Source organism: Stenotrophomonas sp. AB1(2024) (assembly GCF_037482345.1).
In the GTDB taxonomy this organism is placed as follows: Bacteria; Pseudomonadota; Gammaproteobacteria; order Xanthomonadales; family Xanthomonadaceae; genus Stenotrophomonas.
The window spans coordinates 2,570,971-2,586,978 of record NZ_JBBHKO020000001.1; the positions used below are offsets into that span (position 1 = coordinate 2,570,971).

At 65.1% G+C, this 16,008-nt stretch carries 15 protein-coding genes; 9 read left to right on the forward strand and 6 right to left on the reverse strand.

Annotation, left to right across the window (positions count from 1 at the left end; all coding sequences use genetic code 11):
* Positions 1-9: 9 nt before the first annotated feature.
* The 9 genes from atpB (at position 10) to glmU (ending at position 8,186) form a co-directional block, all read left to right on the forward strand.
* A complete protein-coding gene (gene atpB, locus WIX41_RS11690; protein ID WP_339447719.1) occupies positions 10-804 on the forward strand; it encodes a F0F1 ATP synthase subunit A in 795 nt (264 codons plus the stop codon).
* Positions 805-867: 63 nt separating this feature from the next.
* Positions 868-1,170, forward strand: coding sequence for a F0F1 ATP synthase subunit C (gene atpE / locus WIX41_RS11695; RefSeq protein ID WP_068854102.1), 303 nt, complete (start codon positions 868-870; stop codon positions 1,168-1,170).
* Between the two features lie 111 nt (positions 1,171-1,281).
* On the forward strand, positions 1,282-1,752 hold the full coding sequence (locus tag WIX41_RS11700; protein ID WP_339447722.1) for a F0F1 ATP synthase subunit B: 471 nt from the start codon (positions 1,282-1,284) through the stop codon (positions 1,750-1,752).
* 3 nt (positions 1,753-1,755) lie between these two features.
* A complete protein-coding gene (locus tag WIX41_RS11705; protein ID WP_339447724.1) occupies positions 1,756-2,283 on the forward strand; it encodes a F0F1 ATP synthase subunit delta in 528 nt (175 codons plus the stop codon).
* 44 nt (positions 2,284-2,327) lie between these two features.
* A complete protein-coding gene (gene atpA / locus WIX41_RS11710; RefSeq protein WP_339447726.1) occupies positions 2,328-3,875 on the forward strand; it encodes a F0F1 ATP synthase subunit alpha in 1,548 nt (515 codons plus the stop codon).
* Between the two features lie 79 nt (positions 3,876-3,954).
* The gene (gene atpG, locus WIX41_RS11715; RefSeq protein ID WP_068854098.1) at positions 3,955-4,818 is read left to right on the forward strand and encodes a F0F1 ATP synthase subunit gamma; all 864 of its coding nucleotides are present in this window, start codon (positions 3,955-3,957) and stop codon (positions 4,816-4,818) included.
* A 38-nt stretch (positions 4,819-4,856) separates the two neighbouring features.
* On the forward strand, positions 4,857-6,263 hold the full coding sequence (gene atpD, locus WIX41_RS11720) for a F0F1 ATP synthase subunit beta (protein ID WP_068854097.1): 1,407 nt from the start codon (positions 4,857-4,859) through the stop codon (positions 6,261-6,263).
* Positions 6,264-6,265: 2 nt separating this feature from the next.
* Complete coding sequence (locus tag WIX41_RS11725) at positions 6,266-6,688, forward strand: F0F1 ATP synthase subunit epsilon (protein WP_339447728.1); 423 nt, start codon at positions 6,266-6,268, stop codon at positions 6,686-6,688.
* Between the two features lie 133 nt (positions 6,689-6,821).
* Entirely contained in the window at positions 6,822-8,186 is a 1,365-nt protein-coding gene (gene glmU / locus WIX41_RS11730) for a bifunctional UDP-N-acetylglucosamine diphosphorylase/glucosamine-1-phosphate N-acetyltransferase GlmU (RefSeq protein ID WP_339447729.1), read from the forward strand.
* A gap of 227 nt (positions 8,187-8,413) precedes the next feature.
* On the opposite strand, the gene WIX41_RS11735 is transcribed toward glmU, so the two are convergent.
* From WIX41_RS11735 to WIX41_RS11760, 6 genes are all read right to left on the reverse strand, one after another.
* On the reverse strand, positions 8,414-9,769 hold the full coding sequence (locus WIX41_RS11735; protein WP_339447731.1) for a sensor histidine kinase: 1,356 nt from the start codon (positions 9,767-9,769) through the stop codon (positions 8,414-8,416).
* Positions 9,766-11,109, reverse strand: a complete 1,344-nt coding sequence (locus WIX41_RS11740; RefSeq protein WP_339447733.1) for a sigma-54-dependent transcriptional regulator — start codon at positions 11,107-11,109, stop codon at positions 9,766-9,768. The genes WIX41_RS11735 and WIX41_RS11740 overlap by 4 nt, the downstream gene beginning before the upstream one ends.
* Positions 11,110-11,238: 129 nt before the next feature.
* On the reverse strand, positions 11,239-12,459 hold the full coding sequence (locus WIX41_RS11745) for an ABC transporter permease (RefSeq protein WP_339447735.1): 1,221 nt from the start codon (positions 12,457-12,459) through the stop codon (positions 11,239-11,241).
* A gap of 16 nt (positions 12,460-12,475) precedes the next feature.
* Positions 12,476-13,777, reverse strand: a complete 1,302-nt coding sequence (locus WIX41_RS11750) for an ABC transporter permease (RefSeq protein WP_339447737.1) — start codon at positions 13,775-13,777, stop codon at positions 12,476-12,478.
* Between the two features lie 10 nt (positions 13,778-13,787).
* A complete protein-coding gene (locus tag WIX41_RS11755) occupies positions 13,788-14,507 on the reverse strand; it encodes an ABC transporter ATP-binding protein (RefSeq protein WP_339447739.1) in 720 nt (239 codons plus the stop codon).
* Between the two features lie 32 nt (positions 14,508-14,539).
* The gene (locus WIX41_RS11760) at positions 14,540-15,808 is read right to left on the reverse strand and encodes an efflux RND transporter periplasmic adaptor subunit (RefSeq protein WP_339447742.1); all 1,269 of its coding nucleotides are present in this window, start codon (positions 15,806-15,808) and stop codon (positions 14,540-14,542) included.
* Positions 15,809-16,008 lie beyond the last annotated feature (200 nt).

Genomic DNA, 16,008 nt, shown 5'->3' on the forward strand with positions numbered 1-16,008 from the left:
TCCGGACACATGGCAGGCGAGGCGCTTACACCCACCTCCTACATCCAACATCACCTGCACAACCTGACGTTCCACATGCAGGAAGGTGGTTTCTGGGCAATTCACGTCGACACCATTGTGACTTCGGTCCTGATGGGTTTGTTGATGGTGTTTGGCTTCTGGATGGCCACCCGCAAGGCCACCGCCGGCGTGCCGGGCAAATGGCAGGCGTTCGTGGAAATCTGCCTGGAATTCGTTGACCGCCAGGCCAAGGACACCTACCACGGCACCAGCAAGCTGGTGACCCCGATCGCGATCACGATCTTCTTCTGGATCCTGTTGATGAACCTCATCAAGATGATCCCGGCCGACTTCATCGCCCTGCCGCTGGAAGCACTGGGCGTGCCGTACTGGAAGCCGGTTCCCACCGCCGACGTCAATGCCACCCTGGGCATGTCGATCAGCGTGTTCTTCCTGATGCTGTTCTTCGCGCTGCGTGCCAAGGGCCTGGGTGGTTTCACCAAGGAATTCCTGACCGCGCCGTTCGGCAAGTGGATGATGCCGTTCAACCTGATCCTCAACATCGTCGAGTGGCTGAGCAAGCCGATCTCGCTGGCGATGCGACTGTTCGGCAACATGTTCGGCGGCGAAATCGTGTTCCTGCTGATCTGGGTGCTGGGCAGCGCAGGCATCATGGGCGCCATCGCAGGCGGTGCCTTCGGCCTTGGCTGGATGCTGTTCCATCTGCTGGTGATTCCGCTGCAGGCATTCATTTTCATGATGCTGTCCATCGTGTACCTGAGCCTGTCGGAAGACGCTCACTGAGTTTTCGCTTCACCTTTCATCCGTTTCATTACCCTTAGCTACTTAAGTTTCCGGAGATAACCCATGTACTTTGCCGTCCTGACCAACCTCGCCCAAGTCCAGAGCTCCACCGTCCTCGCCGTCGGCATCATGATCGGCCTGGCCGCGCTGGGTGCCGGTCTCGGTCTGGCCATCATGGCCGGTAAGTTCCTGGAATCGGCTGCCCGCCAGCCGGAACTGATCCCGGTGCTGCAGGTCCGCATGTTCATCACCGCCGGCCTGATCGACGCCGCGTTCATCATCTCGGTCGCCGTGGGCCTGCTGCTGGCCTTCGCCAACCCGACCATCGCTGAGTTCGTGACCCGCCTGCCGCCGGTTGCCGGCTGATCCAGCGAAAGCGAAACGATCAGGCGCCGTGTGCGCCTGATCGCGGATGAAGGAACGGATGCGCCGCTCCTGCGGCGCTTCCACCCCATCACCCCAGATTGAGCGAACCCCATGGAAATCGGTTTTACCCTCGTTGCCCAGGCACTGGCGTTCGCCGGTCTGATCTGGATCATCGCGACCAAGATCTGGCCGCCGCTGATGAACGCCATCGAAGAGCGCCAGCAGAAGATCGCTGAAGGCCTCGCCGCTGCCGACCGCAGCCAGAAGGATCTGGCCCAGGCGCAGGAAAAGGTCAACGAAGCACTGAAGGATGCGCGCACCAAGGCCAACGAGATCATCGACCAGGCCCATGCCCGCGCCAACCAGATCGTTGATGCTGCCAAGAATGAAGCCATCGCCGAAGCGAACCGCCAGAAAGAACTGGCCCACGCGGAGATCGAGGCTGCCGCCAACCGTGCCCGCGAGGATCTGCGCAAGCAGGTGTCCATGCTGGCCGTGACCGGTGCCGAAAAGCTGCTCAAGCGCGAAATCGACGCCAACGCCCACAAGGCGCTGCTCGACGAGCTGGCCTCGGAGATCTGATCGATGAGCCAGGCCCTCACGCTTGCACGCCCGTATGCCCGCGCCGCGTTCGCGACCGCGCGCGACGAAGGCACGTTCGCGCCGTGGTCGGACGCGCTTGCGTTCTCCGCCTACGTAGCCGCCGATCCACGCGTGTCGGCCCTGCTGTCGAACCCGGAGCTGGGCCGTGACGATGCCGTCGCGCTGCTGGTGCCGGAAAAGGCAGGCGAGTCGTTCGGTCGCTTCCTGGCCATCCTGGCCGAAGCGCACCGGCTGCCGCTGCTGCCGGAAATCGCAGGCATGTACGACCAGCTCCGCGCTGAAGCCGAACACGTGGTGAAAGCCACGGTGACTTCGGCCACCGGGCTGTCCACCGCTGAGCTGGACGCCATCAAGGCCGCGCTGCGCAAGCGCTTCGGCCAAGAGGTCGAGGTAACCACCGCCATCGATGCGTCGCTCATCGGCGGTGCGGTGATCGACGCTGGCGACGTGGTGATCGATGGCTCGCTCAAGGGCAAGCTGTCGCGCCTGCAGACCGCGCTCGCTAACTGAATTCATTTAACGTCCGGCGTAATCGCCGGCACTAGGACTTGACGATGGCAACCACGCTCAACCCCTCCGAAATCAGCGAACTGATCAAGAACCGCATCGAGAAGGTCAAGCTGGCCGCGGAATCGCGCAACGAAGGCACCGTGACCAGCGTGTCCGACGGCATCGTGCGCATCTTCGGCCTGGCCGACGTGATGCAGGGCGAAATGATCGAACTGCCGAACAACACCTTCGCCCTGGCCCTGAACCTGGAGCGCGACTCGGTCGGCGCCGTGGTCCTGGGTGGCTATGAGCACCTGCGCGAAGGCGACGTGGCCAAGACCACCGGCCGCATCCTGGAAGTGCCGGTGGGTCCGGAACTGCTGGGTCGCGTGGTCAACGCCCTCGGCGAGCCGATCGATGGCAAGGGCCCGATCGCTGCACAGGCCACCGCGCCGGTGGAGCGCGTTGCCCCGGGCGTGATCTGGCGCAAGTCGGTCGACCAGCCGGTGCAGACCGGTTACAAGTCCGTCGACTCCATGATCCCGATCGGCCGCGGCCAGCGCGAGCTGGTCATCGGTGACCGCCAGACCGGCAAGACCGCCCTGGCCATCGATGCGGTGATCAACCAGAAGGACACCGGCATCAAGTGCGTGTACGTCGCGATCGGCCAGAAGGCCTCGACCGTGGCCAACATCGTGCGCAAGCTGGAAGAGAACGGCGCCCTGGCCCACACCGTGGTCGTCGCCGCCACCGCCTCCGAATCGGCTGCCATGCAGTACATCAGCGCCTACTCGGGCTGCACCATGGGTGAGTACTTCATGGACCGCGGCCAGGATGCCCTGATCGTGTACGACGACCTGTCCAAGCAGGCCGTGGCCTACCGCCAGATCTCGCTGCTGCTCAAGCGCCCTCCGGGCCGTGAAGCCTACCCGGGTGACGTGTTCTACCTGCACTCGCGCCTGCTCGAGCGCGCCGCCCGCGTCTCGGAAGCGTACGTGGAGAAGTTCACCAACGGTGCCGTCAAGGGCCAGACCGGTTCGCTCACCGCGCTGCCGATCATCGAAACCCAGGCCGGTGACGTCTCGGCGTTCGTGCCGACCAACGTGATCTCGATCACCGACGGCCAGATCTTCCTGGAAACCGATCTGTTCAACTCGGGCATCCGCCCGGCCGTGAACGCCGGTATCTCGGTGTCGCGCGTTGGTGGTGCGGCCCAGACCAAGATCATCAAGAAGCTGTCGGGCGGCATCCGCATCTCGCTGGCCCAGTATCGTGAGCTGGCTGCCTTCGCGCAGTTCGCCTCGGACCTGGACGAAGCCACCCGCAAGCAGCTCGAGCGCGGTCAGCGCGTCACCGAGCTGATGAAGCAGAAGCAGTACGCCCCGATGTCGATCGCCAACCAGGCGCTGTCGATCTACGCCGTCAACGAGGGTTACCTCGACGACGTGCCGGTCAACAAGCTGCTGGCCTTCGAAGAAGGCCTGCACGCCCACTTCGCCAACACCCAGGGCGAACTGATCGGCAAGGTCAACGCCACCGGCGGTTGGGACAACGACATCGAAGCGGCCTTCAAGAAGGGCATCTCCGAGTTCAAGACCACCGGCAGCTGGTAATAATGGTGGCGTAGAGCGGGGCTCTGCCCCGCTACGAAACGACAAAGCGGGGCAGAGCCCCGCTCTACGGGATTAAAAGATGGCAAGCGGACGCGAAATCAAAACCAAGATCAAGAGCGTGCAGAACACCCGCAAGGTGACCCGCGCGCTTGAAATGGTCTCGGCCTCCAAAATCCGCAAAGCGCAGGAGCGGATGAAGACGTCGCGTCCGTATGCGCAGGCGATGAAGCAGGTGATCGGCCACCTGGCCCAGGCCAGCACCGATTACCAGCATCCGTTCCTGGTCCAGCGCGACGAAGTGAAGCGCGTGGGCTACATTGTGGTCTCTTCCGACCGCGGCCTGGCCGGCGGCCTGAACAACAACCTGTTCCGCAAGATGCTCGGCGACGTGCGCGAGTGGCAGGACAAGGGCGCCGAGATCGACCTGGTGACCATCGGCCAGAAGGCATCCACCTTCTTCCGCCGCGTCAAGGTCAACATGGTCGGCAGCGTCACCCACATGGGCGACGTGCCGCACCTGGAACAGCTGATCGGCGTCATCAAGGTCATGCTTGATGCCTTCACCGAAGGCAAGGTCGACCGTGTGTACCTGGTCTACAACCGCTTCATCAACACGATGACGCAGAAGGCCAGCTTCGACCAGCTGCTGCCGTTGCCGGCGGCCGAGAAGCAGGTTGCACACCACGACTGGGATTACCTGTACGAACCCGACGCCGCGACCGTGCTCGAGCACGTGATGACGCGTTACGTCGAATCGCTGGTGTACCAGGCAGTGCTGGAAAACGTCGCGTCCGAGCATGCAGCCCGCATGGTCGCGATGAAGTCGGCCAGTGACAACGCCAACAAGCTGATCGGAACCCTGCAACTGGTCTACAACAAGGCCCGCCAGGCAGCGATCACCCAGGAAATTTCGGAAATCGTCGGCGGCGCGGCAGCAGTCTGACGCGCGCAGTCAAAGCATTTAAATTAGAGGATGCAGCAATGAGTCAGGGCAAGATCGTTCAGATCATCGGCGCCGTCGTCGACGTGGAATTCCCCCGCGAGTCGGTGCCGAAGGTGTACCACGCGCTGAAGGTGGACAACACCGAAATCACGCTGGAAGTGCAGCAGCAGCTCGGCGACGGCGTGGTCCGTTGCATCGCGCTGGGCTCCACCGACGGCCTGAAGCGCAACCTGGTGGCCACCAACACCGAACGCGCCATCTCGGTGCCGGTCGGTGCGGGCACCCTGGGCCGCATCATGGACGTGCTGGGCCGTCCGATCGACGAAGCCGGTCCGGTGACCGCCAGCGACAGCTGGGAAATCCACCGTGAAGCGCCGTCGTACGAAGACCAGTCCCCGGCCACCGAACTGCTGGAAACCGGCATCAAGGTCATCGACCTGATGTGCCCGTTCGCCAAGGGCGGCAAGGTCGGCCTGTTCGGCGGCGCCGGCGTCGGCAAGACCGTCAACATGATGGAGCTGATCAACAACATCGCCAAGGCGCACAGCGGTCTGTCCGTGTTCGCCGGCGTGGGTGAGCGTACCCGTGAGGGCAACGACTTCTACCACGAGATGAAGGACTCCAACGTCCTGGACAAGGTCGCGATGGTGTACGGCCAGATGAACGAGCCGCCGGGCAACCGCCTGCGCGTCGCGTTGACCGGCCTGACCATGGCGGAATACTTCCGCGACGAGAAGGACGAAAACGGCAAGGGCAAGGACGTGCTGCTGTTCGTCGACAACATCTACCGCTACACCCTGGCCGGTACCGAAGTTTCGGCATTGCTGGGCCGCATGCCGTCGGCCGTGGGTTACCAGCCGACCCTGGCCGAAGAAATGGGCGTCCTGCAGGAGCGCATCACCTCGACCAAGAACGGCTCGATCACCTCGATCCAGGCCGTTTACGTGCCGGCCGATGACTTGACCGACCCGTCCCCGGCAACCACCTTTGCCCACCTGGATTCGACCGTGACCCTGTCGCGTTCGATCGCCTCGCTGGGTATCTACCCGGCGGTGGATCCGCTGGATTCGACCAGCCGCCAGATGGACCCGCTGGTCATCGGCCACGAGCATTACGACACCGCCCAGCGCGTCCAGCAGACCCTGCAGAAATACAAGGAACTGAAGGACATCATCGCCATCCTGGGCATGGACGAGCTGTCCGAAGAAGACAAGCAGGCCGTGTCGCGCGCCCGCAAGATCGAGCGCTTCTTCAGCCAGCCGTTCCACGTGGCCGAAGTGTTCACCGGCTCGCCGGGCAAGTACGTGTCGCTGAAGGACACCATCCGCGGCTTCAAGGCCATCGTCGACGGCGAATACGACCACCTGCCGGAGCAGGCGTTCTACATGGTCGGCAGCATCGAAGAAGCGGTCGAGAAGGCCAAGAAGATGGCTGAGAAGGCCTGATCATGAGCACCATCCGTTGCGACATCGTCAGCGCCGAGCAGGAAATCTTCCGTGGTGAAGCGACTCTGGTCGTGGCTACGGGTGAGCTTGGCGAACTGGGCATTGCGCCCAAGCACGCCCCGCTGATCACCCGGCTCAAGCCGGGCAAGGTGGTGGTCACCCTGGAGGATGGCGAACAGCTGGACTTCGCCATCTCCGGCGGCATCCTCGAGGTGCAGCCGCAGGTCGTGACCGTGCTGGCCGACACCGCCATCCGCGCGCAGGACATCGACGAATCGGCGGTCCGCAAGGCCAAGGAAGAAGCCGAGCGCATCCTGGCCAACCGTGGCGAAGCGATGGAAGTGGCCGAAGCCCAGCAGAAGCTGGCCGAAGCCGTGGTCCAGCTGCAGGCGCTGGAGCGCCTGCGCAAGACCCTCAAGCACTGAGTTCCAGCGCTTTCCGCTGCACACGACAACGCCGGCTGCCGCCGGCGTTGTCGTTTCCGATTTGCAGGAAAGGCAGCACGTTGACGGCAGGCGTTCTAGAATCGCACTACTACCGTCGATCACGCCCCACCCCATGACCCAAGCTCTGCACGTCATCATCCTCGCCGCCGGCGCTGGCAAGCGCATGAAGTCCGACCTGCCCAAGGTGCTGCAGCCGATCGCTGGCCGCCCGATGCTGGCGCACGTGATCGATACTGCGCGCCAGCTGCGGCCCGACGCCATCCACGTGGTATACGGCCATGGCGGTGAAGCGGTGCGCGCGGCCTTCGCCGACCAGCCGGACCTGCAGTGGGCCGAACAGAGCCAGCAGCTGGGCACCGGGCATGCCGTGCAGCAGGCCATGCCGCAGGTGCCCGATTCGGCCACGGTGCTGGTGCTGTACGGCGACGTGCCGCTGATCCGGGTCGACACCCTGCAGCACCTGTTGTCGCAGCCGGGCCGGCTGGCGGTGCTGGTTGCCGACATGGTCAATCCGACCGGCTACGGACGGATCGTGCGCAATGCCGAAGGCAAGGTTGGCGCCATTGTCGAGCAGAAGGATGCAACCCAGGAACAACTGGCAATCCGCACCATCAACACCGGCATCATCACCGCCGAGTCCACCGCACTGCGCACGTGGCTGTCGCAGCTGTCCAACAGCAACGCGCAGGGCGAGTACTACCTCACCGATGTGTTCGCCTCGGCCGCGGCGGACTACACCCCGGCCGACATGGCCTTCGTCGCCGATGCCCAGGAAGCCGAGGGCGCCAACGACCCGTGGCAGCTTTCGCAGCTGGAACGCGCCTGGCAGCTGCGCGAAGTGCGCGCGCTGTGCACGCAGGGCGCGCGCGTGATCGATCCGGCGCGGCTGGATATCCGTGGCACGGTCACGGTGGGGCGCGACGTGCAGATCGACGTCAACGTGATCCTGGAAGGCACCGTGGTGCTGGGCGATGGGGTCAGCATCGGCCCGTTCACCCGGCTCAAGGATGTCACGCTGGCCGCCGGTACCGTGGTCAAGCCGCACTGCGACCTGGAAGGCGTGGTCAGCGAAGGCGCGGCCGATATCGGCCCGTTCGCGCGGCTGCGCGCGGGCACGGTGCTGGCCGAAGGCTCGCACGTGGGCAATTTCGTTGAGACCAAGAAGGTCCGCCTGGGCGTTGGCAGCAAGGCCAACCATCTCACCTACCTCGGCGATGCGGTGATCGGCAGCAAGGTCAACATCGGTGCCGGCACCATCACCTGCAACTACGATGGTGTGAACAAGTCGCAGACCACCATTGGTGACAGCGCGTTCATCGGTTCGAACAGTTCTCTCGTGGCGCCGGTAACCATCGGTGAAGGCGCGACCATCGCCGCCGGCTCGGTGATCACCCGCAATGCGCCGGAAGGCAAGCTCACCCTGGCCCGCGTGCGCCAGGAAACCATCGACGGCTGGCATCGCCCGGTCAAGAAATGATCCCGCACCGCCTCGGCCGGCCAACGGCCGGCGCTACCGGTGGGCGGAACGGTGGTCGATTGATCCGGATCCCAATGGGCACGTAACGATTCGTAGCCCCGGCCGTTGGCCGGACACCGCGCGCAGCGCGGCCCAAGTGTCCGAAACCGATTGGCCACCGAACACGGCCATCGACCCGACGCTTAACAATGATCGACGCGATCCAGGGCCCCCGACCACCCCGACCATCACCCCGGCAAAAATATCGACACGCACAACCCGCCCTCGCGGCGGTTCTGCAGCGACACGCGGCCACCATGTGCTTCGACGATTTCGCGGGTAAGCGCCAGGCCCAGGCCGGTACCGTTGCGCTTGGTGGAATAGAACGGCATCAGCGCGTTCTGCAGCACCGCTTCGTTCATGCCTTTGCCACGATCCAGTACTTCAAGCCGCAGCCACTGCGGTAGACGGGTCAGGCGCAGCTCCACATCATCGTTGGGCGGCTCGGCTTCGCCGCACGCTTCATGCGCGTTCTTGAGCAGGTTCAACAACGCCTGGCCCAGCTGGGCGATGTCCACGCGGCCCTGCAGGTCATCGGCAATCTCGTCCATGCGGAACGGAATCTGCAGCTGCAGCCCGGCCAGGAACTGCTTCCACTGTACGTTCTGCAACTGCGGCTGCGGCAGCTTGGCAAAGCGCGCATAGCCCCGGATGAAGCCTTCCAGGTGCCGCGAACGGTCTTCGATGGTGGCGAACACCTCTTCCAGGCGTTCGGTCTTGCCGCGCCGGACCAGTTCGCCGCCCGAGTGCGCCAACGAGGCGATCGGTGCCAGCGAATTGTTGAGTTCGTGGCTGATCACCCGGATCACCTTCTTCCAGGTCTGCACTTCCTGGCGGCGCAGTTCGGCGGTGAGCAGGCGGATCAGCAGCAGGTCGTGCGGGCGCCCATTGAGATGGAAACTGCGCCGCGACAGATGGTAGACCTGCTCGTCATCCTCATCGGCCTCGTCGTCAGCATCGCCGGGGCCGTGCACCGCGAACAGGCTGTCGCCGCCGCGTTCGATGGCATCACGCAGCTCCACGGGCATGGTCTCCAGTACGTTCTGCATGGCTTGGCCTTCCAGCTTCCAGCCGTTGTGCAGCAGCTTGCGCGCGGCCAGGTTGGAAAACATCACACGCTGCACGCCGTCGCCGCCATTGGCCAGCAGCAGCATCGATACCGGCGTGTTCTGCACCATGGTGTCCAGCAGCAGTTCGCGCTGCACCAGCCCCTGGCGCTGTTGGCGCAGCACATCGCCCAGCTCGCGGTGTGCCTGGACCAGGTCGCCCAGCTCATCATTGCCCGGCCAGTACACGCTGAAGTTGTACTCGCCATCGCGGTAGCTGCTGGTAGTGCCCGACAGCGCACGCAGCAGCGAACGCACCGGCTCGGTAGCGCGGCGCAGTGTCCACCACATCAAAGCCAGCAGCATCATGCCGGACACCAGCGTCACCAACCAGCCATGGTCCAGCCAGAATGCCAGCAGCCACGGCCCGGCCGCAGCCAGCGCAAGCACCGGCAGCAGGCGCAGGAACAGGCGGAAGGTGAACGAGGTGCGCTTCATTCGCGCGGAATACCGTAGCGATCCATGCGGCGATAAAGCGCCTGCCGGCTCAGGCCGAGTTCGGCGGCGGCCTGGGCAATGATGCCGTGACTGTGCGACAGCGCCGATTCAATGCGGCTGCGGTCTGGATCGGTGGTGGGTGTGGCAGTACGCGGCCCGGGAGCAGCACGTGGCAGGTTCAGGTCGCCCACTTCAATGCGCGGCCCCTGCGCGAGCAGGCCGGCGCGCTGGATCACGTTGCGCAGCTCACGCACGTTGCCCGGCCACGCGTGGCGCTGCAACGCGCTGGCGGCGGCGTTGGACAGCGGCTTGCCGTCGCCCAGGAAGCGTTCGGCCAGCGGCAGGATGTCGCCGGGGCGCTCAGCCAATGGCGGCAGCGCCAGCTCAACGGTATTGAGGCGGTAGTACAGGTCTTCGCGGAACTGGCCGTCGCGGATCATTGCCGGCAGGTCGGCGTTGGTTGCGCTGATCACGCGCACTTTCACCTGGCGCTCGCGGTTGGAGCCCAGCCGCTCGAAGCGGCCGGTTTCCAGCACGCGCAGCAGCTTCATCTGGCCGCCCAGCGAGAGGTTGCCGATCTCGTCCAGGAACAGCGTGCCGCCGTCGGCGGCTTCGAACTTGCCCTCGCGGGCCTTGTTGGCACCGGTATAGGCGCCGGCCTCGGTGCCAAACAGTTCCGCCTCGATCAGCTCGGACGGAATGGCGCCGCAGTTGAGCGCCACGAACGGCCCCCTGGCGACCAGTGAATTGGCCTGGATGATCTCGGCGATCTTCTCCTTGCCCGCGCCGTTGGGGCCGGTGATCAGCACCGGAAGCTCGGAACGGGCGACCTGGCAGGCCAGGTTCACCACGCGCTCGCTGGCCGGGTCGGCGACCACCGCGCCGCGCAGGTCATAACGTGCTTCCAGCGCGGTGCGATCACGCTGTTCACGTGCACGGCGGCGGTCGAGTTCGCGGCGGGTTTCAGACAGCTCCAGCAGGTTGTTGACCGTGGTCAGCAGCTTGCGGTCGTCCCATGGCTTGGCCAGGTAGTCGGCGGCACCGGCCTTGACCAGGTCCACCGCGCTGCTCAGGTGGGTCCAGGCCGTGAGCAGGATCACCGGCAGGTCGGGGTGGCGGGCGCGGATCTGCTGGAACAGCGCCTCGCCCTCTTCACCGGAGGTGGTGTCTTCGGTGAAGTTCATGTCCTGGATGACCAGGTCCACCGGCTGTTGTTCCAGCATGGCCAGGCCATCTTCCGGCGACAGCGCATGCATGGCGTCAATGTCGTGCAGCGAGAACAGTACTTCCAGCGCGGTGGCCACGCTGGCGTTGTCGTCAATGATCAGGATCGAAGGCATGCGGCAACGAAAGACCGGAAGATAGGCAGAGAGTACCCGAGCGCCGGGCCCACCGGCAGGGTGGGCCCGAAATGCGGCTTACGGGCGGTCCGGCGGTGGGGGGCGCCGGTGGCCGCGGAAGGGTTCATGTCATGCGCTCCGGGTCGCGACGGCCGGCGGCACCGCCGCCGCACGGTGGGCCGGTCCGAACACCGCGATCTGGCCCAACAGCCACAGCAGCGCCGCACCGATGGGCAGGTAGCTGATCGGCATGCGTGGCAGCTCGTAGGCACCCATCAGCCACAGGTTGATCGAGTACGCCAGCAGCATGCCAAGCACGATGCCCACGGTGGCCAGCAGGAAGTTCTCGGTCTGGAAGTAGCGCAGGATCTGGCCACGGGTGGCACCCAGCGCACGGCGGATGCCGATCTGCTTGGTACGCTGCTGCACCCAGAAGCTGGCCAGGCCCACGATGCCAAGCGCGGTGACCACCAGCAGCGCCACGCACACGGTGATCAGCAGGCCGACCATCGCGCGGTCGTTCTGGAAGTACTTCTCGCGCTGTTCGGTGTAGGTGAGCTTGGCGCGCACCATGCGGCTGGTGTCCACCTTCTCCAGCGCGGCCACGGCGGCCGTCAGCACTTCCTGGCGACGTGCCGGGTCGGTCACCCGGATCAGGTACAGCCCCATATCGTAGTTCACCCGTACCGGCAGGATCATCGAGTAGCCGGTGTCGGACTCCACCGTCACCGGGCGCGCCAGTTCCTTCACCACGCCCACGATGCGCAGCGGCATGCGGCCGCTGTAGATGGTCTTGCCGACGGCCTGGCCATCCGGGAACAGCTTGTTGGCGGCCTTGCTGCTCAGGATCACCGCCGAGCCGCGCTGTTCGATGGTGGCGTCCTTCTCCACGTCTTCCAGGTTGGCGAACTCATCGCCCTGGAAGTCGCGGCCGGCCACCAGCTGCAGGCCCATCGTATCCAGTGTGCCTTCGCTGGCGAAGAACTGTGCGGCGTTGAAGTTGGGGCGTTCCTGGTCGGGGATCAGTGACAGGCTGGTATTCCAGGAATTGCGCCGGAACGGCAGCTGGTTGATCGGCACCGCGTTCTTCACCCCGGGGATGGCACGCAACGCAGCCAGGTCCTCGCGGGTGCGCGCGGTGGCGTTGACCTGGGTGCCGATGCCACCCAGGCGCACTTCCAGCAGTTCCTGCTCGGCAATGCCGCTGGGCTGGTTGATCTTCTCCAGGCGCTGGCCGATCAGGAACAACGCGTTGCAGACGATCGCGCAGGTCAGCGCGATCTCCAGCACGATGAGGGCGGCGGCGGTCTTGTGCCGGCGCAACGTGCTCAGGATGGGTCGGATATCCATGATGTGCTCCGGATCCTTACTGCGATTTGAGTTGAATGGCGGGGGTGACCTGCATGGCGCGCAGCGCCGGCAGGAAACCGGCCAACAGGCTGGCGGCCAGGGTCAGGCCGAAGGTGAGCAGCAGCATCCTGCCGTCCAGCGTGGCCAGCTTGGCGTAGTCCACCGGTTGCTGCCGAACCGCATACAGGCCCAGCAGGGCCAGTCCCAGGCCCAGCACGCCACCGGCCAGGCCGACGGTGCCGGCTTCGACCAGCGACTGCAGGAAGATCTGCCCACGGCTGGCACCCAGTGCGCGGCGTACGCCGATCTCGCCGCTGCGGCGCAGGAACTTGGCCAGCAGCAGGCCCACCGTGTTGATCAGACACACTGCCAGGAAGCCCAGTGCCAGCCACAACTGCAGGCGCACATCGCTCGGCACCACCTGCTTGAAGTCCAACCACTCCATTACGTTGCGCAGGCGCACGTTGGACGGACGCTGGAAGCGACCGGCGGCCTTCTGCTGTGCCGAGTAGTTTTCCAGGTACGCCCGGTAGTCGCGGGCGTCGGCCGGCGAGGCCAGCTCAACCCAGTACTGCATCCACACGCACGGTGCATTGAGCGCGGTTTCCTCGCCGTTGGCGTTGTCCCAGCAGTTCATGTTGCCGTTGCGGCCGAACTTCAGGTCCAGCGCGGTGAACACCGGCACGAAGATGTCTTCGCTGTCGCCGTAGCGGCCGGTTTCCAGGTCGTAGAAGTGCGGGTTGGGATTCCATTCGTCCAGCACGCCCACGATGTTGAAGGTGTGCCCATCCATGCGCAATGGCTTGCCCACGCTGTTCTGGCCGTTGAACAACTTCTCGTTCAAGGCCTTGGAGATCACCGCCACCCGGCCACGGCCTTCGTCCTGGTCGGCCTTCCAGCCCTGGCCGTACTTGAACGGCGCATCGAACATGGTGAAGAAATCGCTGGACGCATAGCGCGCATCGGTGTCGAACGGGCGCAGCGTGCTGTTGTCCGGTTCCACCGTGACGCCACCACCGGTCATCAGCACCTGGTGTATGGCCTTCTTTTCACGCAGCAGCGTTTCGCCATCGAAGCGGGTGACCTGCTCTTCGGGCTCTTCGCTGGGCTGGTAGCCGATCATCGGGCGCGGGTCGACCTGCACGTTGAACAGGCGGTCGCTCTTCTGCGGGATCGGGTCGCCCGACAGCACGTGGAACACGGTCAGGGTGGTCATGGAGGCGCCGATGCCCAGCGCGATGGCGATCACCATCAGCGCGGTGAGCACCTTGTTGCGCCGGAAGCTGCGCAGGGCCAGTCGGAAGTAGTAGGCGAGCATGGTGGCGGCCTCAGTCGTTGAGCGTGGCGACGGCAACGCGCGGGGTGGCCAGCGCCGGTTCGCGCACCAGGTCGGTGGCCTGGCCATCGACGATGTGCACGTTGCGCTGCGCGCGGGCGGCCAGTTCGGGATCGTGGGTGACCATCACGATGGTGGTGCCGGCAGCGTTGATCTCTTCCAGCAGTTCCATTACCCCGCGGGCCATCTGGCTGTCCAGGTTGCCGGTCGGTTCGTCGGCCAGCAGCAGGCGCGGGCTGCCGGCCAGGGCGCGGGCGATGGCGGCGCGCTGCTGCTGGCCGCCGGACAGTTCGGACGGGTAGTGCTTCATGCGCGAGCCCAGGCCCACCTGGCCCAGTGCACGTTCGATGCGCTGCTTGCGCTCGCTGGCCGGCATGCCGCGGTAGCGCAGCGGCACGTCGACGTTGTCGAACAGGTTGAGGTCGGAAATCAGGTTGAAGCCCTGGAAGATGAAGCCGATCTTCTGGTTGCGCAGGCGGCTGCGGGCGTCATCGCCCAGTTTGCTCACGTCCTGCCCATCGAGCATGTAGGTACCGCTGGTGAAGGTTTCCAGCAGGCCGGCGATATTGAGGAAGGTGGTCTTGCCCGAACCGGACGGGCCGGTCACCGCAACGAATTCACCCTCGCGAACGTGCAGGTCCAGCGAACGCAGGGCATGGGTTTCCACCTGTTCGGTACGGAATACTTTGGCGACCGAGCGCATCTCGAGCATGGCTGTTTCCTTGTGTGGAGTGGTGAGGGTGATCAGTTGATGGAGACGGTTTCGGCATCGCCGAACAGTTCGGCGCCGGAGACGACCACGCGGTCGCCGGGACGCAGGCCGGACAGGATTTCCACCTCGCCCAGGCTGCTGACGCCCAGCCGGACCGGGCGGCGGATCGCGGTGTCGCCATCCATGACGTAGGCCTGGCCGTTGCCCTGTTCCACGAACGGGCCACGCTCGACCTTGATCACGTTGCGGCGGGTATCGAGCACCACGCGGGACTGCATGCGCTGGCTCTGGCGCAGGCCCTGCGGCTGCTTGTCGGTGAAGCGGATGCGGGCATTGACCTCGCCGGCCACCACTTCGGGCGACACCGCGCTGATCTCGCCGGGGAATGGCTGGCCATTGCCGCTGGTGAGCTGGGCCGGAATGCCGATCGACAGATCGCGGGCGAAGCTCTCCGGCACCTTGATCTCGATCTCGAAGCGCGACAGGTCGACCACGCCGAGGATCGGTGCGTTGGCCGCCACTTGAGTGTGCTGGGTGGCCTGCACCTGGCCGACCTGGCCATCGAACGGTGCGCGCAGGGTCAGCGCTTCCACCTGGCGCTGCACTTCATCCACCACCGCGCGCTGGCGGTCGGCGAGCAGGCGCTTGTTGCGCGCATCCAGGTCTGCGCCCTGGCCCTGCAGGCGGGCGTCGGTCTGGGCGTTGGCCAGCGAGATATCGGCTTTCTTCAGGCTGTCATTGGCCTTGGCCAGGTCGATCTGCGGCACCGCGCCGCCGTCATAACCGCGCTGGTAGCGCTGCAGGTCGCGCTCGGCGGCCTGGCGCTCGATGCTGGCCTGGTCGGTTTCCTTGCTCGCCTTGGCGCGGGCCAGGGTGGCATCGAGCACGGCGCGGCTGGCTTCGGCTTCCAGCCCGGCCAGGGTGGCCGCCTCCTGGGCCAGTTTGCTGCGCAGCTCGGGGCTGTCGATGATCGCCAGCTCCTGGCCCTTCTTCACCACATCGCCGGCTACCACCTTCAGGTCCACTGTGCCGGCCGAGATCGCGTACAGGATCGGGCTGTTGGCGGCGATCACCCGGCCATCGGCGGCCAGGTCGCGCACCAGGTCGCCCTGTTTGACTTCGGCTATGCGCACCCGTGCGCTGTCGAAGGAGCGGCTGGCGCCCAGCCAGGCGCGGGCGGCGAAGACGATGGCCAGCAGCACCACCAATGTGGCGATGCCCGGCCACAGCCAGCGCTTCCACGGCGCGGCCGTGCCCGGGGTGGAGAGAGTCTGGTCCTGTGCGGAAGTGTCGCGGATCATCGGGCTCGTTCGCGGTTGGGTTACGGTACATCAAGCACATCGCGTGCCAACATTTTACCTTTTGAAAACAAAGGGTTGCGAAGCTGGTTCGATTGTCCGGGTGTCCGCGGACACCGAAGCGGACACTTCTGTTAAGCGGACAGCGTCCAAGCCATCTTGTCGCCCACGCTAGAATGGGTGTTCGACAGCAGGGATCTGAA